Genomic DNA, 25,146 nt, shown 5'->3' on the forward strand with positions numbered 1-25,146 from the left:
GACCGTCAATCGATTTTGATCTTGGCGAAACCGCGCTGGGCATAGGCCGCGGCGGTGACGAAGGTGTTGCCGACCTCGACGACCGGGTCGACCAGCTCGGCCTGCGTGATACCGACCCGACGAGTGGCGATCGAACAGGCCTCCATCCGTTCGACACCATCCAGCGCGGCGAGCTCGCGCAGCATGTCGTGGATCTGCAGGATCGTCTGCGCATCGTCCATGTGGCTCTCGGCAGCCTGTTCCGTAAGCAGCCGAACCGCGCCGCCACGGAAGGCGAACACCATGCGCGGCGCCACACCCTGGCGCTCGAGATCACGATAGGTCTGCTCGATCACTCCCAGCCGGGCAAGCAGCTTGTCCGGATCGCCGGCCGTCACATCCCAGAGGATGCGTCCTTCCTCGATCCCCTGCAGGGCATGGGAGTCATCGGGCCGCGGCGGGTCGGCAGTCATCCCGGCCACCGGCATCAGGCAAAGCAGCAAACCCAGTGCAAATCGACGCATGACGGCTCCCTCCCGGGCACGTTCACCTGCCGGGAGTAAAGCCGATTGCCGGCGGAGTGCAAGCAGTCGAGCGGGTGACGGGCACAAAAAAGCCGCCCGCGGACGACCGGGGCGGCCCGGCATGGCGACATTCACGCCACCATCAGAACTCGAATTCCATCTTCTGGAACACGCGCCCGGCGTTCTTGCCCGCCAGCTCGTCGAAGGTGTGCCAGTGCGAGAACTGACTCTGGTCGAGCTCGTAGGCATCCTGCAGGGTGCCGCCTTCATCGATCATCTTGCCGATCTCGGTGCGCAGGAACACGAGATAGTCCTTGGTGTAGTGCTCGACCGTTTCGAGATCGGTCGGCCCGCCGTGGCCCGGGATGATGGTCTTGTCCTTGGCCACCTCGGCAAACTTGGGCCAGGTCTCGAGCCAGGCCTTGGTGTCGGTGTACTCGAAGATCGGCAGCATGCGGATGTTGAAGGCCATGTCGCCGGCGATCACCACGTCGCGCTCGGGGATCACCACCGAGATGTCACCGGGCGAGTGCGCCGGGCCGAAATAAACGACATTGGCGGTCACGCCGCCCAGGTCGAGCTCGAGGCGATCCTCGAAGGTGCGGTTCATCGGCACCGCCTCGGTGCCCTCGGCCTTCTCCTTGGCGATGTCCTGAAGCTGCTCCTCGTAGGCCGCCGCGTGCTTGTCGTAGTAGTCGGCGGCGTCGACGTGACCGATCACCTCGGCGCCCTGGTCGATCCAGTAGCCGGTCGCCATGGCCGCGTGCAGCTGGCCGTTCTCGTTGACGACGTACTTCACCGGCACGTCGGTGCGTTTCTTGATCTCCTCGTGCAGCGCCTCGGCGAGCTTGTAGGACGCCCCGGCATTCATCACCAGCACCGCGTCCTCGCCGATGACGAACGACAGGTTGTTGTTGTGCAGCGAGTTCTCGTAGGTGTAGGGCTGGGTCGCGCCGATGGCCGACCAGACACCCTCGGTGACCTGCTGCGGGTAGTCGTAGAGCATCGACTCCGGCGCCTTGTCGACCGGGTTGTCGTCCTCGGCCATCGCCGGGGTGGCGAGAAGTGCCCCCGTCATCGCCAACAGTGCGCCGCCGGCCAGGCCGCGCGTCTCTCTCATCCATTCGGTCAGCATGTGAAGTCCTCCCTAGACGACAGCTCCGGCAGCGGTCGTCGATTTAATTAGTTAGCCAACTAACCATCGCGCCAACAGCGGGGAAAAACAACCCCACAACCATTCGGGATTTTGATTCGGAAACACATTCGCTGATTCATATTCCATTCCGCGGGCGACGGATCAGTTCCAGGCCAGTCCGCCTCGAGTCTGCCAGTAGCGCGTCGCCGGTTCGGCCAGTTCGTCAAGCATGGCATGTTCTTCGGCCGTCAGCTCGACGCCCAATGCATCAAGGTTGGCCGCCAGCTGCTCCTCGGTCCCGGCGCCGGAGAGCACCATGTCCACCCACGGGCGGGCGAGCAGCGCGGCGATGGCGATCGCGTCACGTCCCACGCCGTGGGCGCCGGCCACGCGATCGAGCACAGCCATCGCCTCGGCATCCTCGGGACGGTCGTTGCGGGCGGTCAGCCGGCCGTTGGCGACCGCCTCCTTGAGGATTACCGCCATGCCCGAGTCGTGGGCGCGTTCAAGCTGCTCGCTGACCGACGGCTCGAGCAGGTTGCAGGTCGCCTGCACGGCATCGAACAGCGGCCGCCCGTCGATAGCGACCTCCATGGCGCGCGCTAGGGTCTCGGCCTGCTTCGGCCCGCTGGTGGTCAGCCCGATGGCTGTACCGGCGTCGCGGATCTCGCCCAGACGCTCGAGCACCTCGGCGTTGTCGAGTACGCCCGAATCGAGCGTAGCCGAGTGGATCTGGTAGAGCGCCGGCGGGCCGCCGAGCGCATCGAGGGTCTCGTCCCACTGGCGGTCGAGTACCGCACGGCTGTGTTCCTTGACCTCGTGGACCTCGGCATCGACCTGCCAGCCGGCGGTGTAGGTATAGCCCCACTTCGAGCCGACGGTGGGCCGCTCGTCGGCCGGGCGGCCGGCAAGCCAGTCACCCAGGAAGGCTTCGGCCCGACCGTAGGAACGGGCGGCATCGACATAACGCAGACCGCGGCGCCAGGCGGCATCGAGCATGGCGTGGGAATGGGCGCGCATCGCCTCGACGTCGCGGCCGTCCGGCATGTCGCCAGCGTGACCGAGGTTGATGTAGCCCGGTCGCCCCAGGGCCGCCAGCCCCAGGCCGATCCGCGGCTGCGGAAGGGTCAGTCGCTTCTCCGGCATGATGAAAAGGTCTCGAGTCGTGGTTGGGAGGTTGAAAGAGGATATAAAGTGGACCAGACAGCCACAGCGGCCGCGCGCCCGGCCCACGAAACCATGGAGAGGCTAGCATGCAGCGATTCCCCTTGAGCCATCCCGTGCACAGCGTCGTTCGGGGCCTGGAACTGGTCGGGCTGATCGTCATCCTGATCGCCACGTTCGTCGCCGCCGGCCAGGACATCGCCCAGATGATCGAGGCACGACGGGTCACGCTGGCCGACCTGCTGCTGTTGTTCCTGTACCTCGAGGTACTGGCGATGATCGGCGCCTACCTCCAGACCGGGCGCCTGCCGATCCGGTATCCGATCTACATCGGCATCATCGCGCTGGCGCGCTATTTGGTGCTGGAGATCAAGGATCTCGAGGCGTGGAAGATGCTCGCCGTGGGCGCAACCATGCTGATCCTCGCCGGCACCGTTCTGCTGCTGCGCTACGGTCACCTGAAGCTGCCGTACCCGGAAAACGAGGCGGATTTCGACGACCCGGCGCCGCGAAAACGCGTTGCGGAAGACGTCGATCGCCCCTGAAACGAGACGGGCCGGCATGAGCCGGCCCGTTCCATCACTTGCCCGCCTCGCGGGCGCGACACCCCTTAGATCTGGGTGCGCTCCTTGGCATCGCGCAGGCCGCTCGAGCTCTCGCCCGTGCCTCGCTGCTGGAAGATGATGTACTCGGCGATGTTGGTGCAGTGATCGCCGATGCGCTCGATCGCGCGCATGCAATGCAGCATCCGCAGGCTGAGATCGGGCGATTCCGGGTGCTTCTTCATGTAATCGAGCAGCACCTCGTGAACCTCGTTGTACTCGTGGTTGACGTGGTCGTCGCGGCGCATGATTTCCTCGGCGGCGACGCAGTCCTGACGAACGAAGGCGTCGAGCGTGTCGTGCAGCATGCCCTTGACGATCCGACCCATGACGCGGAAGTGCGTGGCGAACTCGGTCGACTGCAGCGCCGGGCCGACTTCCTCCGCGATGCGGGCAAGCTTCTCGGACTTGTCGCCGACGCGTTCGAGATCGGTGATCGCCTTGACGATCGCCATGATCGTGCGCAGGTCACCGGCGGTCGGCGCATAGCGCGCGATCAGGTGGATGGCGAGTTCGTCGATCGAGACCTCGAGCCGGTCGATCTCGTAGTCCTGCTCCATCGCCACCCGACCGCGCTCGGCGTCGCCGTCGAGCAGGTAGGCAAGCGCGTCGCCGAAATGCTGTTCGGCCACGCCACCCATGTTCATCAGCAGCGACCTGAGCGCGTTTAGATCCTCGTCATAGCGGGTCAAGGTGTGCGGCGTCAGGTTGGGCGCGTCTTTTTCGCTCATTTCCTTGGGTTCTCCTGTGGGCGGCTTGTCTCGACCCGATTGCTAGGGTTTACTCGTGGCATCGGGCAGCTTCACATGCCTGTCACCCCCGGCAGCCAGGCTGGGTTGCACAGGGCACGGGCTCGCCGACCAAATACCGATACTCTAACTGACTTTGCGTTGCGAAATAATGACACGAACCGACGAAACCCCGCTGCCGTTCATCAACCGCGAGCTCAGCCTGCTCGGCTTCAACCGCCGCGTGCTCGAGCTGGGGCAGGACCCGGCCGTGCCGCTGCTCGAACGGCTCAAGTTTCTCTGCATCTCCTCGTCGAACCTCGACGAGTTCTTCGAGGTGCGCGTCGGCACGCTCACGCAGCAGATCCGCGCAGGGATCACCCGGGCCGACGATGCCGGCATGACGCCGTCCCAGCAGCTGGACGTGGTGCTCGAGCAGGCGCACGCCCTCGTTCATGATCAGTACGAGACACTCAACCGCGACATCATCCCGGCGCTGGCGAAGGAGAACATCCACTTCCTGCGCCGTACCCACTGGACCGAGGCGCAGGCGCTGTGGGTCAAGCAGTACTTCCGCCGCGAGCTGCTGCCGCTGCTGACCCCGCTGGGGCTGGACCCGTCGCACCCCTTCCCGCGCATTCTCAACAAGTCGCTGAACTTCATCGTCTCGCTGGAAGGCAATGACGACTTCGGCCGCGAGGCGTGGCTCGCGATCGTGCAGGCGCCGCGTGCGCTACCGCGCATCATCCAGATGGACGAGGATGCCGCGGAAGGCCCGTCTAGCTTCGTCTTCCTCAGTTCGGTCATCCACGCCCACGTCCACGAACTGTTCCCGGGAATGACCGTCACCGGCTGCTACCAATTCCGCGTGACGCGCAACAGCGACCTGTCCGTGGACGTCGACGACGACGAGGACCTGCTGCAGACGCTGCAGGGCGGCCTGTTCGAGCGCAACTACGGCGATGCGCTGCGCCTCGAGGTGGCGGACAACTGCCCGGCGGACATGATCGACTTCCTCTGCGAGCGTTTCGCCCTCGACCAGCGGCAGGTGTTCCAGGTCCACGGCCCGGTCAACCTGCACCGCCTGATGGCCCTGCCGGGGCTGATCGACCGCCCCGAGCTCAAGGACCCGCCGTTCACCCCGCGCCTGGAGCCGGAGTTCGACCCGGACGAGAATATCTTCGAGACCATCTCCGAGCGCGGCAGCGTCTTGCTGCACCACCCCTACCAGTCGTTCATGCCGGTGGTCGACTTCATCCGTCAGGCCGCCGACGACCCCAAGGTGGTGGCGATCAAGATGACGCTCTATCGCACCGGGCGCGACTCGGCGATCGTCGATGCGCTGGAGGCGGCAGCGCGGGCCGGCAAGGAGGTCACCGCGGTGGTCGAGTTGCGGGCGCGCTTCGACGAGGAAGAGAACATCAACATCACCACGCGCCTGCAGAAGGCCGGCGCGTACGTCGCCTACGGCATCGTCGGCTACAAGACCCACGCCAAGATGACGCTGGCGGTGCGCCGAGACGGCAACCGCCTCAAGCGTTTCGTCCACCTGGGCACCGGCAACTACCACCCGGGCACCGCGCGGCTGTACACCGACTTCGGCCTGATGACCGACGACCGCTTCATCGGCGAGGACGTCAACAAGCTGTTCATGCAACTGACCGGCCTGGGCCGCGGCATCCGCCTAAAACGGCTGCTGCAGTCGCCGTTCACCCTGCACGAAGGCATGCTCGAGCGCATCCGCCGCGAGACCGCGCACGCCCGGGCCGGCAAGCCGGCGCACATCCGCGCCAAGATGAACGCCCTGATCGAGCGGCGCGTGATCGAGGCGCTCTACGAAGCATCGACCGCCGGGGTGAAGATCGAGCTGGTCATCCGCGGGGTGTGTTGCCTCAAGCCGGGCATCCCGGGCGTCTCGGAGAACATCCACGTGCGCTCGGTAATGGGACGGTTCCTCGAGCACCCGCGGGTGTTCTACTTCCTCAACGACGGCGAGGAGGAGCTTTTCCTGTCGAGCGCCGACTGGATGCCGCGCAACTTCTTCGCCCGCGTCGAGACCGCCTTCCCGGTCGACACCCCGGAAATCCGCGCGCGGGTGATCGACGAGGCGTTCGACCGCTACTTTGCCGACAACACCGGCGCCTGGGAGCTGACCGCCGACGGTCACTACCGCCGCATCACGCCGGGCAAGGGCGAGAAGCCGTTCAGCGCCCAGCAGTCGCTGATCCGGGACCTCGGCAAGGGCTGATGCCCCTCTCGCCGGCATGCGATACTGTCGGCCCTGATCACTATCGCCTCAGGTAGCGTTACACCCCATGCTCAAGCTGCTGTTCTGGCTCATCGTCGCCCTGGTCATCGGGCTGTTCTTCGCCATCCGGCAGGCCAATCGCCTGCGTGCCGAACAACAGGCCAACGAGTCGGGCGAGACGCGCTCGCTGGAGTCGGTGCGCTGCGAGCAGTGCGGCGTGTTCGTGCCCGAGGACCGGGCCGTCCGGCGCGATGACAGGGATTTCTGCAGCTGGGAGCACGCCGAGGAATGGCATCGGGCACACCATTGATTCATCCGGCCGGTGAGGAGAACTGGCGCGGACTGCGACTGGCGAACGCCTACCGGCTGCTGCTGGCACTGGCCCTGACCGCCGCGGCCCTGACCGACCGCGGCCCGGCCCTCTTCGGCCAGACGCACCCCTCGCTGTTCATGGTGACGGCCTGGACCTATCTGTTCCTCGCCATGGCGTTCGAATGGCTGCTGGAACTGCGCGTCACGCCGTTCCGCCCGCAGGCCCACCTCCACACCATTGGCGACCTGGCCTGCCTGATGCTGATCGCCCACGCCTCGGGCGGGCCGGAGGGGCCGCTCGCGCTGGCGCTGGTGATCGCGATCGGCATCGCGGCGGTACTGCACGGCGGACGGGCGGCGGTCGGCTACGCCGCCGCCGGGGTGCTGTTAGTGCTGGGCGAGGCCATCTACGCTTCCTGGACCCAGCCGGACGCGAGCCATCTCGCCAACTCGGGCTTTCTCGGCGCGGCCCTGCTGCTGATCACGCTGCTGGTGATGGCCTTCGAACGGCGTGCCGCGGTCTGGGAGCACCAGAGCCAGGCGCGCGAGCGCGAGGTCCGCTATCTCTCCGAACTCGCGCTGCGGGTCATCGAACAGACCGACAACGGTATCGTTGTCTCCGATCCGGACGGGCGCATCGACTACATCAACGCGGCCGCCCGACAGATGCTTGGCGACAACGAGGCGACGATCGAGGCGCCCGCGGAGGCACGCCTGCCCGATCTGCACGAGGGCGTCTGCGACGCGTTGCGCGCCTGGCATGCCGGCGATGGCAGCCAGCAGCAGGACTTCGACCGGCCGCGGCGACTGCGGGCACAGTTTCACCGCATCGAGACGGCGCTGGGGCCGCGCGCCCTGATCGTGCTGCAGGACCTCTCCGCCGAGGACGAGCGCGTCCGCCGCGACAAGCTGGCCGCACTGGGACGGCTGATCGCCTCGATCGCCCATGAGGTGCGCAATCCCCTGTCCTCGATCCGGCAGGCGGCCGAACTGCTGCCCGAATCGGACACCGCCGCCGAGCGCGAGCAACTCACCACGATCATTACCCGCCACAGCGACCGCATCAATCGCCTGGTCGAGGACGTGCTCGGCGCCGCCCGCTCGCCGGCGGTCAACGCGCAGAACGTCGAACTGGGGGACTGGCTGGAACGATTCGCCGAAAGCCGACGCCAAAACTGGCGAGCGGGCGGCAAGCCGTACGTGATGGCGCTGACCACGCCCATGGAACCGGCCTTTGCCCGGGTCGACACGACCCACCTCTGGCAGGTGATCGACAATCTCTGTGACAATGCCGAGCGTCACGGTCGACCCGACGACGGCCAACTCAGGCTTCGCCTGAGGCTCGAAACGGCGCCGCGTGGCGGCTGGCAGATCCGGGTCTGCGACAACGGCCCGCGCATCGCGGACGTGGACCGCAGCGCGCTGTTCGAACCGTTCTTCACCACCCATTCGCAGGGAACGGGGCTGGGACTGTTCGTTTCGCGCGAGCTGGCGCTGGCCAATCGCGGCGAACTGGCGCTCGAGGAACCCGACACCTCCCGTGACACCGGCAACTGCTTCCGCCTGTGCCTGCCCGCGGCGGACGCGACCGAGACGGCAACGACACAAGCAAGGGAATGATGAAATGGCGTACTGCCTGATCGTGGACGACGAGCCGGATATCCGCACGCTGGTCGCCCTGTTCATGAAGCGCGAAGGGGTTACCACCCTCGAGGCCGCCGATCTGGCCGAGGCCCGCGAGCGGCTGGCGGCGAACGACGAGATCGACCTGTGTCTTGCTGATATGCGCCTGCCCGACGGCAACGGCCTGGACCTGGTCGACGAGATCCGCCAGCAGCGTCCCCAGCTGCCGGTGGCGGTGATCACCGCCCACGGTCAGGTCGAGGCCGCCGTCCGGGCACTCAAGGCCGGCGCCTTCGACTTCATCAACAAGCCGATCGAGCAGGACACCCTGCGTCGCCTGCTGCGCGACGCCCGCAATCTCCAGCCCGCCGCGACCCTGCCGTCGGACGAGCCCGACGACGATGACTCGCCGCTGATCGGCCAGTCCCGGGCCATGCGACAGTTACGCGAGATGATCGGCCGACTGGCCCGCTCGCAGGCGCCGATCTTCATTCAGGGGGAGTCCGGCACCGGCAAGGAACTGGTGGCCCGCGAGATCCACAACCACAGCAGCCGCGCCCCCGGCCCGTTCGTGCCGGTCAACTGCGGCGCGATTCCGGGCGAATTGATCGAATCGGAGCTGTTCGGTCACCACAAGGGAGCATTCACGGGCGCGACCAGCGACAAGCCCGGCCTGTTCCGCGCAGCCGAGGGCGGCACGCTGTTCCTCGACGAGATCGCCGAACTGCCGCTGACGCTCCAGGTCTCGCTGTTGCGCGTACTGCAGGAACGGCGCGTCCGCCCGGTCGGCAGCACCGAGGAGGTGCCGGTCGACGTGCGGATCGTCTCCGCCTCGCACCAGGACCTCAACCAGGCGGTCGCCGAGGGACGCTTCCGTCAGGATCTGTTCTTCCGCCTCAACGTTATCGGCCTGCGCGTGCCGCCGTTGCGCGAACGGCTCGACGACCTGCCGACGCTGGCGGGCGCGATCGTGGCCCGGCTCGCCGAGCGCGATGACCGCCCCGTGCCGTCGATCGACCCGGCGGTATTCCAGACGCTGGCGGCCCAGCCGTTCCCGGGCAATGTCCGGGAACTGGAGAATCTGCTCGAGCGAGCGATGGCGCTGACCGACGACGACCGCATCACAGTCGAGGCTGTCTCGCCCAACCCGATGATGACCGTCGAGGAGGACCCCGGCTCCGCACTCGGCGCCTGCCCGGGCTTCATCCCGGAAACCGACGAGCAACGCGAGGTGCTCACCGCCCTGCAGCAGACGCGCTGGAACCGCAGCGAAGCTGCCCGACGACTGGGACTGACCCTGCGCCAGCTGCGCTATCGGCTGCAGAAATGGGGGATCGACTAAAAGACGAGTATCGACTCGCCCGCCTGACCCCCTCGGATCAATCCGCCAGCGCCCGCAGCACGGCCGGCGGCAGCGCCCAGACGAGCTTGCCCTCGCCATAACCGATGGCGTTGTCGAAGCGGATCAGGATCACCCCGCCCTTCTTCATCGGCATGTTGCCCAGCGGGCGGCCGCCGATCAGACACTCGGCCAGCTGGCCGAGATGCGGCTCGTGGCCGACCACGGCCATGCCCTCCACACGCGGCTGCTTGCGCAGCCACTCGACAGCATTGTCCACCGGCGCCTCGGGGGCAAACACCGCCTCCGAGGCAACCTGACGGCGCTCGACCGCCGGGGCGACGATCTCGGCCGTCTGCAGCGCACGTACCGCGGGGCTCGAAACCAGCCGCTCGATCGGCAGCGCCAGGGTGGTCAGACCGCGGGCGGCCATCTGCATACGGTCGATGCCGCGCTTGGTCAGCGGTCGCTCACTGTCCGGGCGACCGTGGCGGGCGAACTCCTCGCGGTTCTCGGCGGCGGCATGTCGGATGATCAACAGGTCCATGATTGGCTCTCGCTGGCCGTGTGGCGGTGCGCTTCGGCATTGGGTACGGGCGGCATGCTGAACCCGCCAAGCTACCGGATTGTGACAATGTGACCGGACCATGGTGGCAACCGGACCATGATGGACCCCACGGCACCGTGTGGGTTCAATCCCGCGGACCGCCAATCGGCGTCTGGCATCCACCAGCGGCTGGGCTATGATGGTGCCCTGACAATTCCAATGCGAGGAGACGACATGGAAGGCCGCCGACCGCAGGACGCTATCGCCTCGACCTCAAGCCGCCACCGCTCGGCCGGACCGCAGGGAACCCAACTGTTCCAGGCGGACGAACTGCGCAGCCACGCCGAACAGGCCGCCTCCCAGGGCGACAAGCGCGCGTCGGTTGCCGAACCGGTGATCGAGGGCGTGAGTCCGGGGATCGAGGGCCACCGCTACACGCTCCGTGCGGGGCGGCAGACCATCGGCCGACGCGATGACAACGACATCATCCTCGACGAGCCCAGCGTGTCCTCCTCGCATGCCTGGATCCTCAACCAGCAGGGGCACCACGTAGTCATGAACATGCTCTCGACCAATGGCACCTTCGTGAACGACCAGCGGGTACACGAGGCAACACTCAAACACGGCGACCGGATCCGCCTCGGCCAGGCGGAATTCGTTTTTCTCACCCGTGAAGCCGGCGACCGTCGGGTCGGCGCACGGCACTGGCTGGTCGGGGCGCTGCTGCTCGCCGCCATGGTGCTGGCATTCACTCTGATCCGGAACTGAGCCGGCCGTGACGGCCTCAGTCACCTCGGGAGACACCCCGGAGAACACGCCGAAAACCATCGGCCGCTACCGCATTGAGGGCGTCCTCGGCGAGGGAGCGATGTCGATCATCTATGCCGGGTTCGACCCCAGCATCAACCGGCATCTGGCAATCAAGTGTCTCCGCGACGACGTCGCCCGCGATGATGCCTACCGGCGCCGCTTCCTCACGGAGGCCCGCGCCGCCGGCACGCTCAACCACCCCAATATCGTCACCATCTACGACGTCGGCGAGGCCGAAGGCCGCCCCTACATCGCGATGGAACGACTGCAGGGCGACACACTGGCCGACCGCGTCGCCCAGGAGGGCTTCCCGTCGACGCCGGTGGTCATCGACCTGGCCGGGCAGATCGCCGCCGCGCTGGAATTCGCTCACCGTCACGGCGTGATTCACCAGGACATCAAGCCCGAGAACATCATCCTGGTGGAAGGCTGGACCCACGTGAAGGTCAACGACTTCGGCGTGGCCCGCCTGCCGGACGCAGGCGAGCACCACGACGGCCTGGTCGCCGGGACCCCGGCCTATATGGCGCCGGAACAGCTTCGCGGCGACCCCACCGATGCCCGCAGTGACCTTTTCTCGCTGGGCGTGCTGTTGTTCTGGCTGGTTACCGGCGACAAGCCGTGGCAGGAGTCGGACGTCGACCGCCTGCTCGCGGAACGGCATCGCCGCCCCCACCCGCGGCTGCTGCCGCGCGATCCGACCACCCCCGAGGTGTTGCTGGAAATCGTGCGCAGCCTGTTGCAGCCCGCCCCGGAAGAGCGCTATCAGCACGGTCACGAGGTGATCGACGATCTGCGGCACGCCCGCCGGGAACTCGAACGCCTGCGCGACGACCCCCTGGCGACCCGGATCCTGCCGATGCGCGTGCGCTGGGCGGCGATCCTCGGCACCATCCTTACCCTGACGCTGCTCCTCGGTCTGGCCTCGGTCTACATCAAGCAGGACGAGGCGCTGACCGGTCTGGCCGTGGATTTTGGCGCCTCGCTGGGGCGCACCATTGCCCACGAAACCGCCGAGGACCTGCTGCTCAACGATCAGATCGCCGTGCGAGCACTGGTCACCGACATGCAACGCAACGAGCAGATCCGCTACCTGGCCGTTGCCAACCGCGACGGCCGGGTGATCGCCAGCGCCCAGCCCGGCGAAACCGGCGTCACGCTGTCCCCCCTGCCGGAAAACGGCGATCGGCGGACGCTAGAAAGCGGCATCGTCAGCTACCACGGCACGATTCCCCAGGCATCCGGCGACGGGGACATGTTGCTGTTCGACATCCCGGTGCGCTACCAGGACCACGCCGTCGGCAAGCTGCGACTGGGCATGGACAGCACCCCGTTGCAGACGGCCAACCGTACGACACTCGGCGCGATGCTGATCGCCCTGCTGGCAACGCTGGTGGTGGTTCTGGGTGCGGCCTGGTGGCTGTTCCGCCGACTGCTCGCCCCGATCGACGTACTGCGCGAGGCGCTGTTGCGGGTGGCCCGAGGCGATTTCGCCCATCGCATCCGGCTGGTCCGCCGGGACGAGTTCGGCCGGCTGTTCACTGCCTTCAACCTGATGAACGAATCGCTCGACGGGCGTGTGCAGGCACAAGATGACTCGCAACCGACCCGCCGGGAGACCACCGCCGACCCGACGCGGGTGATCGAGCCGGCCAGCGAGCAGAAGGATGCGGACTAGCCGCGAAGAGATCTAGAGGTCTGCGAGCCGACGCTGCAGTTCACGGGCACGCGCGCGGTAGCTGCGCGCCGGCTCGAATGTCGGGTCGATGGCGAGTACCCGATTCCACAATGCGATGGCGTCGCCGAGCTTCTGGTTGCGATAACGCAGGATCGCCCGCTGGTGATACTCCTCCACCAGGCTTGAACGCAACTGCGGCACGCGGCTGGCCGCCGGCTCCAGGGAGGGGTCTTTCTCGAGCGCCGCTTCGAGATGTTGCAACGCCTCCTCACGCTTGCCCTGCTCGAGCAGGGAGAGCCCACGGCGCTGAAGCGCCTCAGCGGCAACGCCACTGGCGCGCGACGAGCGCAGCTGGCTGTCAGGCAGAGTCCGCGTCGTCGCCTCACCCGACGGCCGGGAGGCCTTGTCGAGCGAACGCCGCGCCGCCCCCGCCTGAGCGGTGCTCGACGCACTCACCGACTTGCCCGACGAGGGACCAACGGGCAAGCGGATCGCCTCACCGACGCGCAGGGCGGAGGGGTTTGTCGACTGGTTGTAACGCGCCAGCAGCAGGAAGAGCGCCGGATCACCCAGGTGGCGATCGGCCAGCGCGCTGTAGGAATCCCCCGACTGGACGACGTAGCGACGCGACTTCTCGCCCAGCACCTGCTCCGGGTCGGCCTCTAGTTGGCGCAACAACGACCGGGCGACCTCATCGTCCGGATGCCGGGCGAGGTACCGATCCAGATCGCGTCGTCCCTGGCGATACTCGCCCCGCTGCAAGTCGGCCTGAATACGATCCAGCGACCGGGAACCGGCCCGCGAGCGCGCGCGCGGCCTTTCGCTGACGGTCGAGACCGTGGAAGCGGACTGCCCGGTGAGCTCCTGCAGGCGCGCATCGAAGGTCGACAACTGCGCACAACCAGCGGACAGTACCGCCAGCAGTCCGATCAGGCCGGTCCGCCCAATGTGGATTCGCCGTGTCGTTCTCGTCATCGTTTTCCTATTCGCACCGGGGCGCATTTCGTATCAAGATCAGGCTAGGGTCATCCCGCCGAACAACCGGCCCAGCCACGATTCGGCGGGCTCGGTGCGGGTCAGGATCAGGCCGAGATTGTCGCCGTGCTCGCCGCCGCGTTCTGTGCCCCGCATCAGCCCCTCGCGCACCCCGTGATAGAGGTCGGGCTCGCGCATCAGGGCGGCGAGTTCGCCGGTCGTCAGGGTTTCCCAGATGCCGTCGCTGCAGAGCGCGAAACTGTCACCCGGCCGCACCGGAGCATAGCCGTGCTCGACCTCCGGTGCTTCGCTGCCGCCCAAGCCGCGCAACAGCACGTGCTGGTCCGGATCCCGGGAGAGATCGGCCTCGCGGATCTCGCCGCGGTCGAGCTTGAGACGGGCAAGACTGTGATCCCGGGTCACGCTTAGACATCGCCGGCCACGAAAATGGTAGAGACGGCTGTCGCCGACATGGGCCCAGTAGGCCTGACCGTCGCGCAACAGCAGCGCCACGACGGTGGAATGCGGCTCGGCGCTGACCCAGGCATTTCGCCGCCGGATTTCCTCGTGCGCCCGTTGGCAAAGCGTCTCGAGGAAGAGGGCGCCGGGCTGTTCGCGCCAGACGCGTTCGTCCCACAGGTCGCGCGCGGCATGGATCACGCCGCCGGAGGCCAGTTCGCCGGCCCCGTCACCGCCCATGCCATCGGCCAGCACCACCAGGGTGGTCGCTTCGCGCGCATCCTGCAGGCAGATCAGGTCGTCCTGCTGGGACGACCGTCCGCCCTGTGCCCGACCACCGGCCACACCCGGCAGTTCACGAATGTCGAACTCCCCGTCCCTGTGCATCTTGCGAGCGCTCCTCGTTCGCGTTTTTGACCACCCAGAGCGGGCAGCTATCCATCGGGGGCAGTATAGACGGGGGCGTATACAAGCCGAAATGGGGCTCAGCCAGCCTCCTGCTGCTCGAGCCACTCGGTCTCGACGGCCTCGAGCCGGTCACTGATTTCACCACGCTGCGAATGCAGCCGCGCCACCTCGTCTTCCTGGTGCCCGTCGTAGAGCGCGGGGTCGGCCAGTGCGGCATCGATGCTGCTTAACTGCTGCGACAGCTCGTCCAACTGGCGCTCCAGCCGGTCGAGCTGCTTCTTGCGGTTGCGCTCCCGCGCCTGGCTCGCCTTGTCGCGGGGCTTGCCCCAAGCCGACTTGTCACCCGGAGTTGGCGTCGACGCCTTTTGGGCAGGCTTGCCGGCTGACTTCTCGTCCGATTTCTGTGCCGCCTGTTCACGATTGTGCGCCCGGCGGCGCTCGGTGACCGCGGCACGGTAGTCGTCCAAATCACCGTCGAAGGGCACCGCCTCGCCGTCGCGCACCCACCAGAAGCGATCGCAGACCAGCTCGATCAGGCTCCGATCGTGCGAGACCACCAGGATCGCCCCCTCGAACGACTGCAGCGCCTCGGCGAGCGCCTCGCGCATCGCCAGATCGAGGTGGTTGGTCGGCTCGTCGAGGATCAGCAGGTTGGGCGCCTTCCATACCAGCAGGGCGAGCGCCAAGCGCGCCTTCTCGCCGCCGGAGAACGGCTCGATCGACTCGAAGATACGATCGCCGACGAAGCCGAACCGGCCGAGGAAGTCACGGTACTTCTGCGTGGTGCCCTCGCGCTCCGCCACCCGCTCGAGCGCGATCATGGGCGTGTCGCGCGGATCGAGCTGGTCGAGCTGGTGCTGGGTGTAGTAGCCCACCTGCACGCCCGGAGCGACAAAACGGTCGCCGCCGATCCAGGTCGGCTCGCCGTCGGCGATTGCACGGATCAGGGTGGTCTTGCCCGCGCCGTTCGCCCCCAGCACACCGATGCGATCGCCGGCGCGCACCTGCAGGTCGACGTGCTCGATCAGCGGCTTGCCGTCGTAGCCGACCGCGACGTCCTCCAGGGTGACCATCGGGTCGGGTGCGCGCTTGGGCGTCGGGAAGTAGAAGGAGAAATCGTCGCGGTCGGCGTGACTGGCGGCGATAGTCGGCAGTCGCTCGAGCGCCTTGACCCGGCTCTGCGCCGCGCGCGCCTTGGTCGCCTTGGCGCGGAAGCGGTCGATGAATCCCTGCAGGCGCTCGCGTTCCTTCTCGATCTTGTCCGCCAGCGCGGCGTTCTGCGCCAGGCGTTCGGCGCGCATCGCCTCGAAGTCGCTGTAATGGCCGGTGTAGAGATTGAGCTTCTGGTTCTCGATGTGGGCGATGTGCGTGCAGACGTGATCGAGAAAGTCGCGGTCGTGCGAGACCACGATCAGCGTGCCCGGGTAGCTCACCAGCCAGTCGGCCAGCCAGAAGACCGCGTCGAGGTCGAGGTGGTTGGTCGGCTCGTCGAGCAGCAGGATGTCGGAGGGGGCGATCAGCGCACGCGCCAGGTTCAGGCGCATGCGCCAGCCGCCGGAGAAGCTCGAGACGGGGTTGTCGATGTGTTCCGGGGCGAAGCCCAGTCCGTCGAGCAGGCGGGCGGCGCGAGCGCGGGCAGTGAATCCACCGACGGTCTCGAACTCCGGATAGAGCTCGGCCATCCGCATGCCGTCGTTGTCGGCTTCCGCGGCTCGCAGGGCATCGTTGAGGCGAGCGTAGTCGCGGTCGCCGTCGAGGACGTAGTCGACTGCCGAGGTCTCGAGTGCCGGGGTTTCCTGCTCGACGGTGGCCATGCGCTGACCACCGGCCCATTCGATATCGCCCGCATCCGGCGCGATCTCGCCCTCGAACATGGCGAGCAGGCTGGACTTGCCGGTGCCGTTCTTGCCCACCAGGCCCATGCGCTGACCGGGCAGCAGGGTGAGATCGGCATCCTCGAGCAGCAGTTGCGGCCCGCGACGCAGCGACACGGACTTGAGCTGGATCATCCGCCCTCCGAATGGAGACGCAGTGCGGCGCGACGGCAGCACCAAAAAAGAAGGCCGGGACCCCATGAGAGGCCCCGGCCGCATTGTGTGGTCGGAGTGGCAGGATTCGAACCTACGACCCCTACGTCCCGAACGTAGTGCTCTACCAGGCTGAGCTACACTCCGAAATGACCGGCGACACTATCTGTGTCAGTGGTCGCGCTGGACGCTGATGTCCGCCAGGGCGGACAGGGCTCGGGAGTAGACACTGTCCGGCAATACCGTCAATGCCTGCTTGGCCGCATCGGCCTCATGTCCAGCGAGCGCCGAAGTATACGAGAGTGCTTCGGTCTGTTCAACCACCTTTAACACCTCGTCGATCCGGGCCGCCGTTTGCGCTTCGATCGCCTCGCGCACGACCTCCGCGCCCGCCCCGTCGGCCCGCGCCATGGCGATGATCAGCGGCAACGTCGGCTTGCCCTCGTTGAGGTCGTCACCGACATGTTTGCCGGTCTGCGACTCGTCGCCACGGTAGTCGAGCACGTCATCGACCAGCTGGAAGGCAACACCGAGCCGGTAGCCGTACTCCCCGAGCGTCTTCTCGGTGGCCTCATCACGATCGTCGAGCACGGCGGCCAGCCTGCAGGCGGCCTCGAACAGCGTTGCAGTCTTGCGACCGATCACGTCCATGTAGCGCGCCTCAGTGACTGCGGCGTCGCCGATGTTCATCAGCTGCATCACCTCGCCCTCGGCAATGCGATTGGTGGCGTCGGCGAGGATCGCCATCACCCGCGGGCGGTCGACCTCGACCATCATCTGGAAGGCACGCGAGTAAAGAAAGTCCCCGGTGAGCACCGAGGCGGCATTGCCGAAGCGGGCATTGGCCGTGTCGTGGCCGCGACGCAGAGTCGACTCGTCGACCACGTCGTCGTGCAGCAGGGTGGCGGTGTGGATGAATTCCACCACCGCCGCCATCTGCGCCGCGCCGGGCAGTTCGGCGCCCTCGCCGCGCAACGCACGGGCCGTGAGCATGTGCAGCAGGGGGCGGAAGCGCTTGCCGCCGGAATGGACGATGTAGCTGCCCAGCTGGTTGATCAGAGCCACGTCCGAGCCGAGCCGGTCCATGATCACGCGGTTGACGGCCTGCATGTCGTCGGCCATCAGATCGCGGATCTCGTTCAACTGCATGCTCATCGGTCTCGCTCGTTACGTTTCGACTCCGGCGGCGCACCGGGCGGCACGCCGTCGCCAACCTTACACCAAGCCCCGTTGGCGGACTACCGGTACCAATGGGTGGGCAGGCGCTCGGCCAGCCGCTGCCGCACCACCTCGAATTCGCTCGCCTGCGGGCGCCGCTCCGTGGCAAAGCACCACGACTCCAGCGTGACCAGGGCATCTAGCCAGACATCGGGCGCGCCACGGCGAGCCAACGCCTCGCGGGTGACCGGGCGCACAGGGCACGGCAGGGCATCGAGCTCGATCAGCAACTGCCGGCGCAGCGCCGCCACCTTGTCGGCCGCCAGCAGCCGTTGGCACGCCGCCCGCCAGGCACGCCGGGCGTGCCATCGCCGCCAGACCCAGCGCGCCGCCGCAACCAGACCCACCGCCGCAGCGGCACCCGCCAGCAACCAGGGCAGAACCGTCCACAGGGTCGCCAGACGTTGTGCCGCGGGTTCGGCCTGCCACGTGACCGCTCGGGCATCGACCCGGGTATAGGCCAGTTGCGACCCCGGCTCGGCAGTCCGCGGATCGATGTAGGGCAGACGCAGCGCCGGCAGACGCGCCGAACGCTGCCCGTCTTCACCGCCGTCGACCGACGGCAGCAGCGAAATGTCCACCTGCCAGGTCGACGCCAGCGGGGCCGAGGTCGCGTCGCGGGCAATCGCATGGATGGCGGGGGTACCGAGGCGCAACCCCGGCGGTGCGACCAGTTGCGCGTCGATCAGGCGCGACAGCGCCTCTTCCGAGACCCCCTCGCCCCGGACCCGGAAGCTCCAGTTGCCGGGCTCCCCGGCGACCAGCGTGTCGACCTCCACCTGCCCGACTACCAGCTCCGGGGTCACCGGCAGATAGGCCGGCAGGTGGGCCGGCAGCTCGACCACCTCGAGACGACGAGCAACCGGCACGAAGGCATATTCACTCTGCGCCGAGCCGACGACCTCGAAATCGATGCGGCTGAACTGCAGACGCAACTCGCCGCCACGCAGCGCCTGGACGGCCCAGCGATAGTGGCGCCGATCGACCAGCCGACCATCGATCTCCACGGTGTCGCGGCGCACCGTCAGCGGGCGGGCGTCGATGCCCTCGCCCTCGGGGCGATGCACCTCGACCTCGCGCAGGCGGCGGGCGGGATCGAGGATCGTCTGGGTGACGACGAAGGTCTGCCGCTGCACCGGATCCAGCCGACTCACCTCAGTGGTGACGATCACGCCCTCGGGCACGCGGCCGGCCCCGGCCTCGCTCGTGACCCGGGCGACCGGCGGCAGGGGCTCGATGGGGCCGAGCTCGAGGGTCTCGGCAAAGCCATCCGTCTCGAGTTCAGGCTCCGGCAGCGGAATGTCGGCCCGCACCGGCCCGACCGCCGCGATCAGCCCCAGCAACAGGAGACCGACAGTGCGCGCGTCACGCCACTTCATGACCCGTCCTCCCCGGAAAGCCGCTGCTCGACCACCGACTTGTAGGGCTGCTGGCGCAGCAGCCCCTCGATTGCCGGCCGGGGCCGGTCCTCGATGTGCTCGAGCTTCTTGCGCGCCCCCTGCAACAACCCCTCGTTGAGACGGAACACCTCGCCGCTGTCGGTCGAGCCGGAGGCCACTGGGCCGCTGCCGCCGCCCTGGCTTTCGAGGAACTCCTCGCTCATGCGCGCACCCTGCGTCTCGTCGATCGGGTCAGGCCGCATGGCATCGAAACCGCGGAAGCCGGGCTGCTCCTCGGACGGTCCCTCGCGGGCGGCCTCGATCAGGGAGGCGGCCAGTTGGCGGTTGCGCAACGCCGGATCGTGTTGCGGATCCAGCGCGAGCACGGCATCAAAGGCCGACACCGCCGCCCGGTACCGGCCGACGAGCACGAAGGCGTTGCCGAGATTGAACAGGGCCAGCATGCGCGGCTCGGGCGACTCGGCCAGCCAGACCGCGGACTGCAACCGATCGATGGCATGGGGGTAGTCGGCGCGACGGTAGGCGGTCAGCCCGCTGCCGAGCCGGGCGGCATAGCCGCTGGCGCGATCGAAGGCGGCCTGCGCCCGGGCGAACTCGCCGGCTTCGAAGGCAACCCAGGCCTCTTCGAGCAGGGTTTCCTGCTCGGTGGCATCGACCACCGGCCCGGCATGCGCGGCGGTGAACAACAGCGGCGCAACGAGAATCAGCGCGACGGCCAGCCATGTCTGTCGGCGTGCGGCCGCCCCCCACTCGAACCACAACTGCAGCGCGAGGGCGACCATCGCAACCCACAGTGCCAGCACGGCAATCGACTGTTGCCGCTCCAGAGCGCTCTCCGGCACGGGCGGGGCGGGCAGGGCCGCCATCCGATCGGCGAGAGCGTCGGCATCCTCGCGCAGCACCCCGGTCTGGCGTGCTGCGCCGCCGGTCAGTTCGGCGATCTCGGCGACGCGCTCGAACTGAGGCGTGGACGTCAGGACGTTGTGATCGTCGTCGCGCAACGGCTGACCCTCGCGATAAAGGCCAGTCGTTTCACGGCCCATGGCGATGGCGAACACCGGAATGTCGCGCTGGCCGAGCCGTTCGGCGGCCGCCAGCACCCGGCTGCCCTGTTCGCCGGCGAACTGGCGGGCATCGCCACTGGTAATCCAAACGACCGCGCCGCCCTCAAGGGCGTTCATGCGCGCGGCGAGATCGAAGGCCCGGTCGGGACGCGCCGCCAGGCGAGTGCCGGTCAATCCCGGCAACTCGTCGGCATAGAAGTCCAGCAGTTCCGGATCGGGGCTGATCGGCAACAGCACACCGGCCGTGTCGGAGTAGCGCATCAGACCCATGGGCCGACCCGGGTCGGCCTCGGCGAGCAATTCCATCAGCAGGACCGCACGACCGACCCGATCGGGCTCGACATCCCGGCCGGTCATGGCCGCCGAACCATCGACCATGAACAGCACCGGAGCACGCACCTCGCCACGCGTCTCGCCGGGTTCAGGCAGGCGCGGGTCGGCCAGTGCCAGCGTGGCGAACAGCCAGAACAGCAGCCACAACGTGCGGCCGAACCACGCGCTGCGCCCCCCCGTAAACTGCCCCTCGGCGAAGGCCCACGGGCGCAACCCCGGGTCGGCGTAGCGGTCGAGACGCGCCCGGCGGCGTCGCTGCCAGAAGGCCAGGGCAATCGGCAATGCCAGCAAGGCGAACGCTTCGGGATGCGCCAACACAGGCCATGTGCCGGCATTCACCAGCAGGCGCCAGAGGGCAATCAGGCTGTCGACTTGCTCGCCCATTCCCTACACCTGCAACCGGGCGTTAAAGAACTGCGCCATCAGCAGCGCCAGCAATCCTGCACCAAGAAACCAGCCCAACAGCGGGTGCCGCGTCCGGTGGGTCGGCTGGTCGGCATCCACCGCCTGGTGGCGCGCCATGGTCTCGGTCACCGACAGCAGGGCGTCGCGGTCGCCGGCGGCGATCGCCTGGCCGCCGGACAGGCGCGCCAGATCCTCGAGCGTGGGCTCACCGCCGGCCACGCTGTTGTCGGCCGGTGCCAGGTTGATGGTAAACAGTTCGATGTTCTCGGCCCGGGCGAGGGTCAGCGCCTCGGCCGGCGACATCTCGCCGCCGGTGTTGACGCCATCGGTCCAGACCAGCAGCTGCGGCGGCACCTCGCCGCGCTCGCGGCGCTGGGCGATATGCTCCATGGCTACCGCGAGTCCGTCACCCAGCGCGGTGGCACTGCCGTCGAGGCCCGGTTCGAGCTGCTCGAGCCAGAAGCGCAACACCGAATGGTCGTCGGTCTCGGGCACCAGCGTGCCAGCCGAGTCGGTCACCACCAGCAGCGAGAAGCGGTCACCGTGGTGTGCATCGAGGAAGGCGAGCAGCGCCTCGCGCATGACGGTCATGCGCGAGACCGGGTCGTTGTCGGCACCCCGGAAATCACGGGCGGACATGCTGGGGCTAGCGTCGACCAGCAGGACGATCGAGCGCGCCGGCGGGTCGAGGGCGACCGACTCCCCGAGCCACACCGGCCGGGCCAGGGCAACGATCAGGCTGGCGAGCGCGGCGAACAGGAACAGGACCAGCCAACGCTGACCGCCCTGCGGTCGCCCCGGTGCGTCAATCCGGCCCAGCGCCGGATGGCGCAGCAGGCGCGCCGGCGGCCGGGCCAGGATGCGCCGTGACCAGGCGGGGTACAGCAACGGCAGGGCCAGCATCAATATCAGCACCCATGGGGAGTCGAAGCCGATCATCGGCGTTCCCCCCGGCGCCAGACGGCACGACGCATGCGCCGCAGTTGCTCGGCCAGCTCCGCCGGGTCACCCGCCCGACCGGCATCGAAACGGGAATGATCGAGCTGGCTAACCCAGCCCGACCACGGGGCGACCAGCCGGTCGCGACGGGGCGCCTGCCCCCCATACTGCCAACGGGCGATCGCCATCGCCGCCCGGTCCTGCAACTCGCGCAGCGATGTATCGCGACCCGCGCGGCGGGCGGCACGTTCCAGTCGCGCGAGCGTCACGCCCAGCACGAGGTCGCGCCGACGGCGCCATGCATAGATCGCCACGGCGATCGCGACCAGCAGTGCCACCACGGCGAACCAGCGTCCATCCGCCGCTGCAGCATCGATGGCAGCAGCCGGTCCACTGACCGCCGGATCCAGCCAGGGCGCGGTGAAGACGTCCACCAGCCGCTCGGGTGCTGTCTCGGGCGGACCGCCCTCCGGATGCTGCCAGTCCCGATAATCGCTCATACTGCCGCCCCCGTCCGCCGCGCCAGCGCCACCGGCACCTCCGCGAGCCAGTCGACCGGGTCGGCATCGGCCGCAAGCGGCAGGAAGGCGGCGCCCAGCGCTTCGGCCGATTCGCGCCAGCGGGCAAGGGCATCGCGCTGCTCGCGCGCAAACCCTTCGCGCCAGCGACGGCTGCCCGTGTCGAGCCAGCGCGCCTGCGAGCCGGCCTCGAAGGCGACCAGCCCCATGTCCGGCATATCCAGTTCGACCCGGTCGCTGACGGAAACGAAAATCAGGTGCTGATCGGCCGCAAGCGGCGCCCAGTCGATCGCTCGGCCCGGACCGGTATCGGCCAGGCAATCGGACAGGACGATGATCACGGAGCCGGCGGGCAGCCGCTGCGCAAGGCGCTGACGTAGCCCGGTCCAGTCGACCGGCACCGGTGCTTCGCCCACCTCGCCGGCTGCCTCGGCCAGTTCGTTCAAGCGCTGCAGGATCGCCGCCTGCCCCGTGACCGGCCCGGCGGCGTGATGGCCGGGGCAGAAGGCTTCGCCGATCGGGTGGATCTCGACCGCCAGGTTCTGGCGCAACGCGCCGGCCGCGAAGGCGTGCGCGGCGAGCAATGCCTGCGTCAGCTTGAGGCGGCGATGGGTACCGAAGCGCATCGCCGCCCCGCAGTCGACCACCAGATGTGCCTGGCGCTGGGCGGGCTCGCGGTGCATGCGCACCACCGGCTCGTTGACGCGCGCGGAAATGCGCCAGTCGATGCGCGCGGCCGACTCGCCCGGCTGATAGGCGCGCAGCTGCTCGAAATCCAGGCCCTCGCCGAGGCGACGGGCAAGCTGATCCCCTGACAGGCGGGTGGCCGTAGGAAAGTCCTCGCCCACCAGGGAGGGCAGGCGTTCGCCCCCGGCCCAGGCGATGGCGATCTCGTCACGCCCGGGTGCGAGCGCGGCGGTCTCGGAGCGGGGCGCGTTCGTTCGCGGCACGCCGGCCACGAGCCGTGCAATCAGTCCCTTGAGCCCGGCGGCTTTCACGGCGCAGGAATCAGCTCGATCAGGCGGTCGATCACCGCATCGCGCGTCAGGCCGCTGACCATGGCGCGCGGGCCGAGGATGATGCGGTGGCGCAGAGCGTCCTTCGCCAGACCGATCAGGTCGTCGGGCACTATGTAGTCGCGCCCGTCGAGGAAGGCCGCGGCCCGGGCGGCCTGCACCCAGGCCAGCGCGCCGCGCGGCGAGGCCCCTACCAGCACCTGATCGGCAAGCGCCGGGTCGAGTTCGCCGACGCGACGGGTGGCGGCAACCACATCGACTACCCAGCGCTGCAGCGCCTCGTCGCAGGCCACCTGCCGGACCGACTCGCGCGCGGCCAGCACCTGGTCGACGGTGATGTTGCGCGCCTCGCCCACCGGATTGCTGCCCAGCGAGCCGTCCAGCGTGCGCTTGAGGATGTCGTACTCGTCCTCGCGCTCGGGGTAGTCGAGCGCGACGTGCAGCATGAAGCGATCCATCTGCGCCTCGGGCAACGGATAGGTGCCCGACTGCTCCAGCGGGTTCTGAGTCGCCATCACCAGGAACAGCTCCGGGAGGTCGCGGCTGTGGCCGGCGACGGTGACCTGACGTTCGGCCATCGCCTCGAGCAACGCCGACTGGACCTTGGCCGGGGCGCGATTGATCTCATCGGCGAGGATGATCTCGTTGAACAGCGGCCCGGCCTCAAAGGTGAATTCGCGGGTCTCGGGGTGGTAGACCTCGTTGCCCAAGAGGTCGGCCGGCAGCAGGTCGGGGGTGAACTGGATGCGCTTGAAGCGCGCGTGCACCCCTTCGGCAAGCGCCTTGATCGCCGTGGTCTTGGCCAGGCCCGGCAGGCCCTCGACCAGCAGGTGGCCACCGGTCAACAGACCGATCAGCAGCCGGTCGACCAGCTCGCCCTGGCCGACGATGTAGTGGCCCAGGTGGGCGCGGAGATTCTGGATGGGCATCTGTTCGGTCATGACGCGGCTTTCTCTTCAGTGCTGATGGGCAGGCCGGCCAGCTTCCACTCCGGGAAGCCCGGGCCGAGACGGCGGCTACGGAACCCCGCCTTGCGCAGCCGCTCGACGGCCTCGAAGGAGAAGGTGCAATAGGGGCCGCGGCAATAGGCGATCACCTCGCGCTCGGGGTCGAGCTCGGCCATCTGCCGCTCGAGGTCCGCCACCGTGACGTTCACTGCACCCGGGATGTGACCGGCCTCGTATTCCTCTTCGGGCCGCACGTCGATCAGCGTCACCAGCCCCTGCCGGCAGCGCTCGATCAGCTCCTCGGCGGAGACCGGTTCGAGATCGTCCTTCTTGTGCAGGTGATCGTCGACCATCTGGCGCACCTCGGCCAGGTGGCGTTCGCCCACGCGACGGAACACGTCCAGCAGCTCGACCACGTCATCGTCCGCGATCGAGTAGAACACCTGCTTGCCGGCCCGGCGTGCGGCCACCAGCCCGACCTGCTGCATGCGCTGCAGGTGCTGGGAGGTATTCGCCACCGACAGGCCCGCCACGCGCGAGAGACCGTCGACCGACCGCTCGCCCTGCGCCAGGTGCTCGAGCAATTCCAGGCGCCTGCCGTTGGAGAGCACTTTCCCCAGACGCGCAAACTGATCGTTCAGTTGTTGTTTGAAGGACACCGAGCCCCCTCCAAGCGAATTCGGATGGATATAAAACCAGTCTACGGCCTTTCTCACAAGCCGGTAGATGCGCGGCCACGGCGGCTTGA

The 25,146-nt window shown here is 68.0% G+C and carries 23 protein-coding genes and 1 tRNA gene; 7 read left to right on the top strand and 17 right to left on the bottom strand.

Translation table 11 applies throughout. The features are described from left to right. Nucleotides 1-5: 5 nt before the first annotated feature. From LV476_RS07985 to LV476_RS07995, 3 genes are all read right to left on the bottom strand, one after another. Nucleotides 6-503 carry a hypothetical protein gene (locus tag LV476_RS07985; RefSeq protein ID WP_250075062.1) on the bottom strand — a complete coding sequence of 166 codons (498 nt, stop codon included), beginning with the start codon at nucleotides 501-503 and terminating at the stop codon, nucleotides 6-8. Between the two features lie 142 nt (nucleotides 504-645). Continuing rightward, nucleotides 646-1,638, bottom strand: coding sequence for an MBL fold metallo-hydrolase (locus LV476_RS07990; protein ID WP_250075063.1), 993 nt, complete (start codon nucleotides 1,636-1,638; stop codon nucleotides 646-648). Between the two features lie 162 nt (nucleotides 1,639-1,800). Further along, entirely contained in the window at nucleotides 1,801-2,784 is a 984-nt protein-coding gene (locus tag LV476_RS07995; protein ID WP_250075064.1) for an aldo/keto reductase, read from the bottom strand. Nucleotides 2,785-2,891: 107 nt separating this feature from the next. On the opposite strand from LV476_RS07995, the gene LV476_RS08000 reads away from it, so the two are divergent. Beyond that, complete coding sequence (locus LV476_RS08000; protein ID WP_250075066.1) at nucleotides 2,892-3,347, top strand: phosphate-starvation-inducible protein PsiE; 456 nt, start codon at nucleotides 2,892-2,894, stop codon at nucleotides 3,345-3,347. Between the two features lie 65 nt (nucleotides 3,348-3,412). Here the strand turns inward: LV476_RS08000 and phoU are convergent, their stop codons facing one another. Beyond that, nucleotides 3,413-4,135, bottom strand: a complete 723-nt coding sequence (phoU, locus tag LV476_RS08005) for a phosphate signaling complex protein PhoU (protein ID WP_250075068.1) — start codon at nucleotides 4,133-4,135, stop codon at nucleotides 3,413-3,415. A 169-nt stretch (nucleotides 4,136-4,304) separates the two neighbouring features. On the opposite strand from phoU, the gene ppk1 reads away from it, so the two are divergent. From ppk1 to LV476_RS08025, 4 genes are all read left to right on the top strand, one after another. Then, nucleotides 4,305-6,380, top strand: coding sequence for a polyphosphate kinase 1 (ppk1, locus tag LV476_RS08010; RefSeq protein WP_250075070.1), 2,076 nt, complete (start codon nucleotides 4,305-4,307; stop codon nucleotides 6,378-6,380). Between the two features lie 67 nt (nucleotides 6,381-6,447). After that, nucleotides 6,448-6,690 (top strand): PP0621 family protein, encoded by a 243-nt coding sequence (locus tag LV476_RS08015; protein WP_250075071.1) that lies wholly within the window; start codon nucleotides 6,448-6,450, stop codon nucleotides 6,688-6,690. After that, nucleotides 6,669-8,312, top strand: coding sequence for a sensor histidine kinase (locus tag LV476_RS08020; protein WP_250075074.1), 1,644 nt, complete (start codon nucleotides 6,669-6,671; stop codon nucleotides 8,310-8,312). Before LV476_RS08015 ends, LV476_RS08020 begins: the two co-directional genes overlap by 22 nt. Before the next feature lie 4 nt (nucleotides 8,313-8,316). Next, nucleotides 8,317-9,657 carry a sigma-54-dependent transcriptional regulator gene (locus LV476_RS08025; protein ID WP_250075076.1) on the top strand — a complete coding sequence of 447 codons (1,341 nt, stop codon included), beginning with the start codon at nucleotides 8,317-8,319 and terminating at the stop codon, nucleotides 9,655-9,657. Nucleotides 9,658-9,694: 37 nt separating this feature from the next. On the opposite strand, the gene sixA is transcribed toward LV476_RS08025, so the two are convergent. Further along, complete coding sequence (gene sixA / locus LV476_RS08030) at nucleotides 9,695-10,201, bottom strand: phosphohistidine phosphatase SixA (protein ID WP_250075078.1); 507 nt, start codon at nucleotides 10,199-10,201, stop codon at nucleotides 9,695-9,697. Nucleotides 10,202-10,435: 234 nt separating this feature from the next. Between sixA and LV476_RS08035 the strand changes: the two genes are divergently transcribed. Beyond that, a complete protein-coding gene (locus LV476_RS08035) occupies nucleotides 10,436-10,969 on the top strand; it encodes an FHA domain-containing protein (RefSeq protein ID WP_250075080.1) in 534 nt (177 codons plus the stop codon). 7 nt (nucleotides 10,970-10,976) lie between these two features. Continuing rightward, nucleotides 10,977-12,689, top strand: a complete 1,713-nt coding sequence (locus LV476_RS11275; protein WP_250075082.1) for a protein kinase domain-containing protein — start codon at nucleotides 10,977-10,979, stop codon at nucleotides 12,687-12,689. A gap of 12 nt (nucleotides 12,690-12,701) precedes the next feature. Here LV476_RS11275 and LV476_RS08045 read toward each other — a convergent pair whose 3' ends face one another. The 12 genes from LV476_RS08045 to LV476_RS08100 form a co-directional block, all read right to left on the bottom strand. Then, entirely contained in the window at nucleotides 12,702-13,664 is a 963-nt protein-coding gene (locus tag LV476_RS08045) for a LysM peptidoglycan-binding domain-containing protein (RefSeq protein WP_250075085.1), read from the bottom strand. 39 nt (nucleotides 13,665-13,703) lie between these two features. Next, a complete protein-coding gene (locus LV476_RS08050; RefSeq protein WP_250075087.1) occupies nucleotides 13,704-14,510 on the bottom strand; it encodes a PP2C family protein-serine/threonine phosphatase in 807 nt (268 codons plus the stop codon). Between the two features lie 98 nt (nucleotides 14,511-14,608). Beyond that, nucleotides 14,609-16,540 (bottom strand): ABC-F family ATP-binding cassette domain-containing protein, encoded by a 1,932-nt coding sequence (locus tag LV476_RS08055; RefSeq protein WP_250075089.1) that lies wholly within the window; start codon nucleotides 16,538-16,540, stop codon nucleotides 14,609-14,611. A gap of 88 nt (nucleotides 16,541-16,628) precedes the next feature. Further along, nucleotides 16,629-16,705: transfer RNA gene (locus LV476_RS08060), tRNA-Pro, on the bottom strand. Nucleotides 16,706-16,729: 24 nt separating this feature from the next. Then, nucleotides 16,730-17,707, bottom strand: coding sequence for a polyprenyl synthetase family protein (locus LV476_RS08065; RefSeq protein WP_250076300.1), 978 nt, complete (start codon nucleotides 17,705-17,707; stop codon nucleotides 16,730-16,732). 89 nt (nucleotides 17,708-17,796) lie between these two features. Continuing rightward, nucleotides 17,797-19,155 (bottom strand): hypothetical protein, encoded by a 1,359-nt coding sequence (locus LV476_RS08070; RefSeq protein ID WP_250075091.1) that lies wholly within the window; start codon nucleotides 19,153-19,155, stop codon nucleotides 17,797-17,799. Continuing rightward, nucleotides 19,152-20,957 carry a VWA domain-containing protein gene (locus tag LV476_RS08075; RefSeq protein ID WP_250075093.1) on the bottom strand — a complete coding sequence of 602 codons (1,806 nt, stop codon included), beginning with the start codon at nucleotides 20,955-20,957 and terminating at the stop codon, nucleotides 19,152-19,154. Before LV476_RS08075 ends, LV476_RS08070 begins: the two co-directional genes overlap by 4 nt. A 3-nt stretch (nucleotides 20,958-20,960) precedes the next feature. Beyond that, nucleotides 20,961-21,917, bottom strand: coding sequence for a VWA domain-containing protein (locus LV476_RS08080; protein WP_250075095.1), 957 nt, complete (start codon nucleotides 21,915-21,917; stop codon nucleotides 20,961-20,963). Continuing rightward, complete coding sequence (locus tag LV476_RS08085; RefSeq protein WP_250075097.1) at nucleotides 21,914-22,417, bottom strand: hypothetical protein; 504 nt, start codon at nucleotides 22,415-22,417, stop codon at nucleotides 21,914-21,916. Before LV476_RS08085 ends, LV476_RS08080 begins: the two co-directional genes overlap by 4 nt. After that, a complete protein-coding gene (locus LV476_RS08090; protein ID WP_250075099.1) occupies nucleotides 22,414-23,433 on the bottom strand; it encodes a DUF58 domain-containing protein in 1,020 nt (339 codons plus the stop codon). The genes LV476_RS08085 and LV476_RS08090 overlap by 4 nt, the downstream gene beginning before the upstream one ends. Then, nucleotides 23,430-24,392 (bottom strand): AAA family ATPase, encoded by a 963-nt coding sequence (locus LV476_RS08095; protein WP_250075101.1) that lies wholly within the window; start codon nucleotides 24,390-24,392, stop codon nucleotides 23,430-23,432. The genes LV476_RS08090 and LV476_RS08095 overlap by 4 nt, the downstream gene beginning before the upstream one ends. Further along, entirely contained in the window at nucleotides 24,389-25,057 is a 669-nt protein-coding gene (locus LV476_RS08100; RefSeq protein WP_250075103.1) for an ArsR/SmtB family transcription factor, read from the bottom strand. Before LV476_RS08100 ends, LV476_RS08095 begins: the two co-directional genes overlap by 4 nt. Nucleotides 25,058-25,146: the final 89 nt, after the last annotated feature.

Origin of the sequence: Guyparkeria hydrothermalis (assembly GCF_023555385.1) — a bacterium.
Taxonomy (GTDB): domain Bacteria; phylum Pseudomonadota; class Gammaproteobacteria; order Halothiobacillales; family Halothiobacillaceae; genus Guyparkeria; species Guyparkeria hydrothermalis_A.

Coding starts and splice junctions, on each gene's coding strand:
- LV476_RS07995 (WP_250075064.1), bottom strand. CDS start 2,784: ATGCCGGAGAAGCGACTGACCCTTCCGCAGCCGCGGATCGGCCTGGGG.
- LV476_RS08020 (WP_250075074.1), top strand. CDS start 6,669: ATGGCATCGGGCACACCATTGATTCATCCGGCCGGTGAGGAGAACTGG.
- LV476_RS08085 (WP_250075097.1), bottom strand. CDS start 22,417: ATGAGCGATTATCGGGACTGGCAGCATCCGGAGGGCGGTCCGCCCGAG.
- LV476_RS08025 (WP_250075076.1), top strand. CDS start 8,317: ATGGCGTACTGCCTGATCGTGGACGACGAGCCGGATATCCGCACGCTG.
- LV476_RS08075 (WP_250075093.1), bottom strand. CDS start 20,957: ATGGGCGAGCAAGTCGACAGCCTGATTGCCCTCTGGCGCCTGCTGGTG.
- LV476_RS08035 (WP_250075080.1), top strand. CDS start 10,436: ATGGAAGGCCGCCGACCGCAGGACGCTATCGCCTCGACCTCAAGCCGC.
- LV476_RS08080 (WP_250075095.1), bottom strand. CDS start 21,917: ATGATCGGCTTCGACTCCCCATGGGTGCTGATATTGATGCTGGCCCTG.
- LV476_RS08065 (WP_250076300.1), bottom strand. CDS start 17,707: ATGCAGTTGAACGAGATCCGCGATCTGATGGCCGACGACATGCAGGCC.
- LV476_RS07990 (WP_250075063.1), bottom strand. CDS start 1,638: ATGCTGACCGAATGGATGAGAGAGACGCGCGGCCTGGCCGGCGGCGCA.
- LV476_RS08070 (WP_250075091.1), bottom strand. CDS start 19,155: ATGAAGTGGCGTGACGCGCGCACTGTCGGTCTCCTGTTGCTGGGGCTG.
- LV476_RS08055 (WP_250075089.1), bottom strand. CDS start 16,540: ATGATCCAGCTCAAGTCCGTGTCGCTGCGTCGCGGGCCGCAACTGCTG.
- LV476_RS07985 (WP_250075062.1), bottom strand. CDS start 503: ATGCGTCGATTTGCACTGGGTTTGCTGCTTTGCCTGATGCCGGTGGCC.
- LV476_RS08015 (WP_250075071.1), top strand. CDS start 6,448: ATGCTCAAGCTGCTGTTCTGGCTCATCGTCGCCCTGGTCATCGGGCTG.
- LV476_RS08000 (WP_250075066.1), top strand. CDS start 2,892: ATGCAGCGATTCCCCTTGAGCCATCCCGTGCACAGCGTCGTTCGGGGC.
- LV476_RS08095 (WP_250075101.1), bottom strand. CDS start 24,392: ATGACCGAACAGATGCCCATCCAGAATCTCCGCGCCCACCTGGGCCAC.
- LV476_RS08045 (WP_250075085.1), bottom strand. CDS start 13,664: ATGACGAGAACGACACGGCGAATCCACATTGGGCGGACCGGCCTGATC.
- sixA (WP_250075078.1), bottom strand. CDS start 10,201: ATGGACCTGTTGATCATCCGACATGCCGCCGCCGAGAACCGCGAGGAG.
- LV476_RS08050 (WP_250075087.1), bottom strand. CDS start 14,510: ATGCACAGGGACGGGGAGTTCGACATTCGTGAACTGCCGGGTGTGGCC.
- ppk1 (WP_250075070.1), top strand. CDS start 4,305: ATGACACGAACCGACGAAACCCCGCTGCCGTTCATCAACCGCGAGCTC.
- phoU (WP_250075068.1), bottom strand. CDS start 4,135: ATGAGCGAAAAAGACGCGCCCAACCTGACGCCGCACACCTTGACCCGC.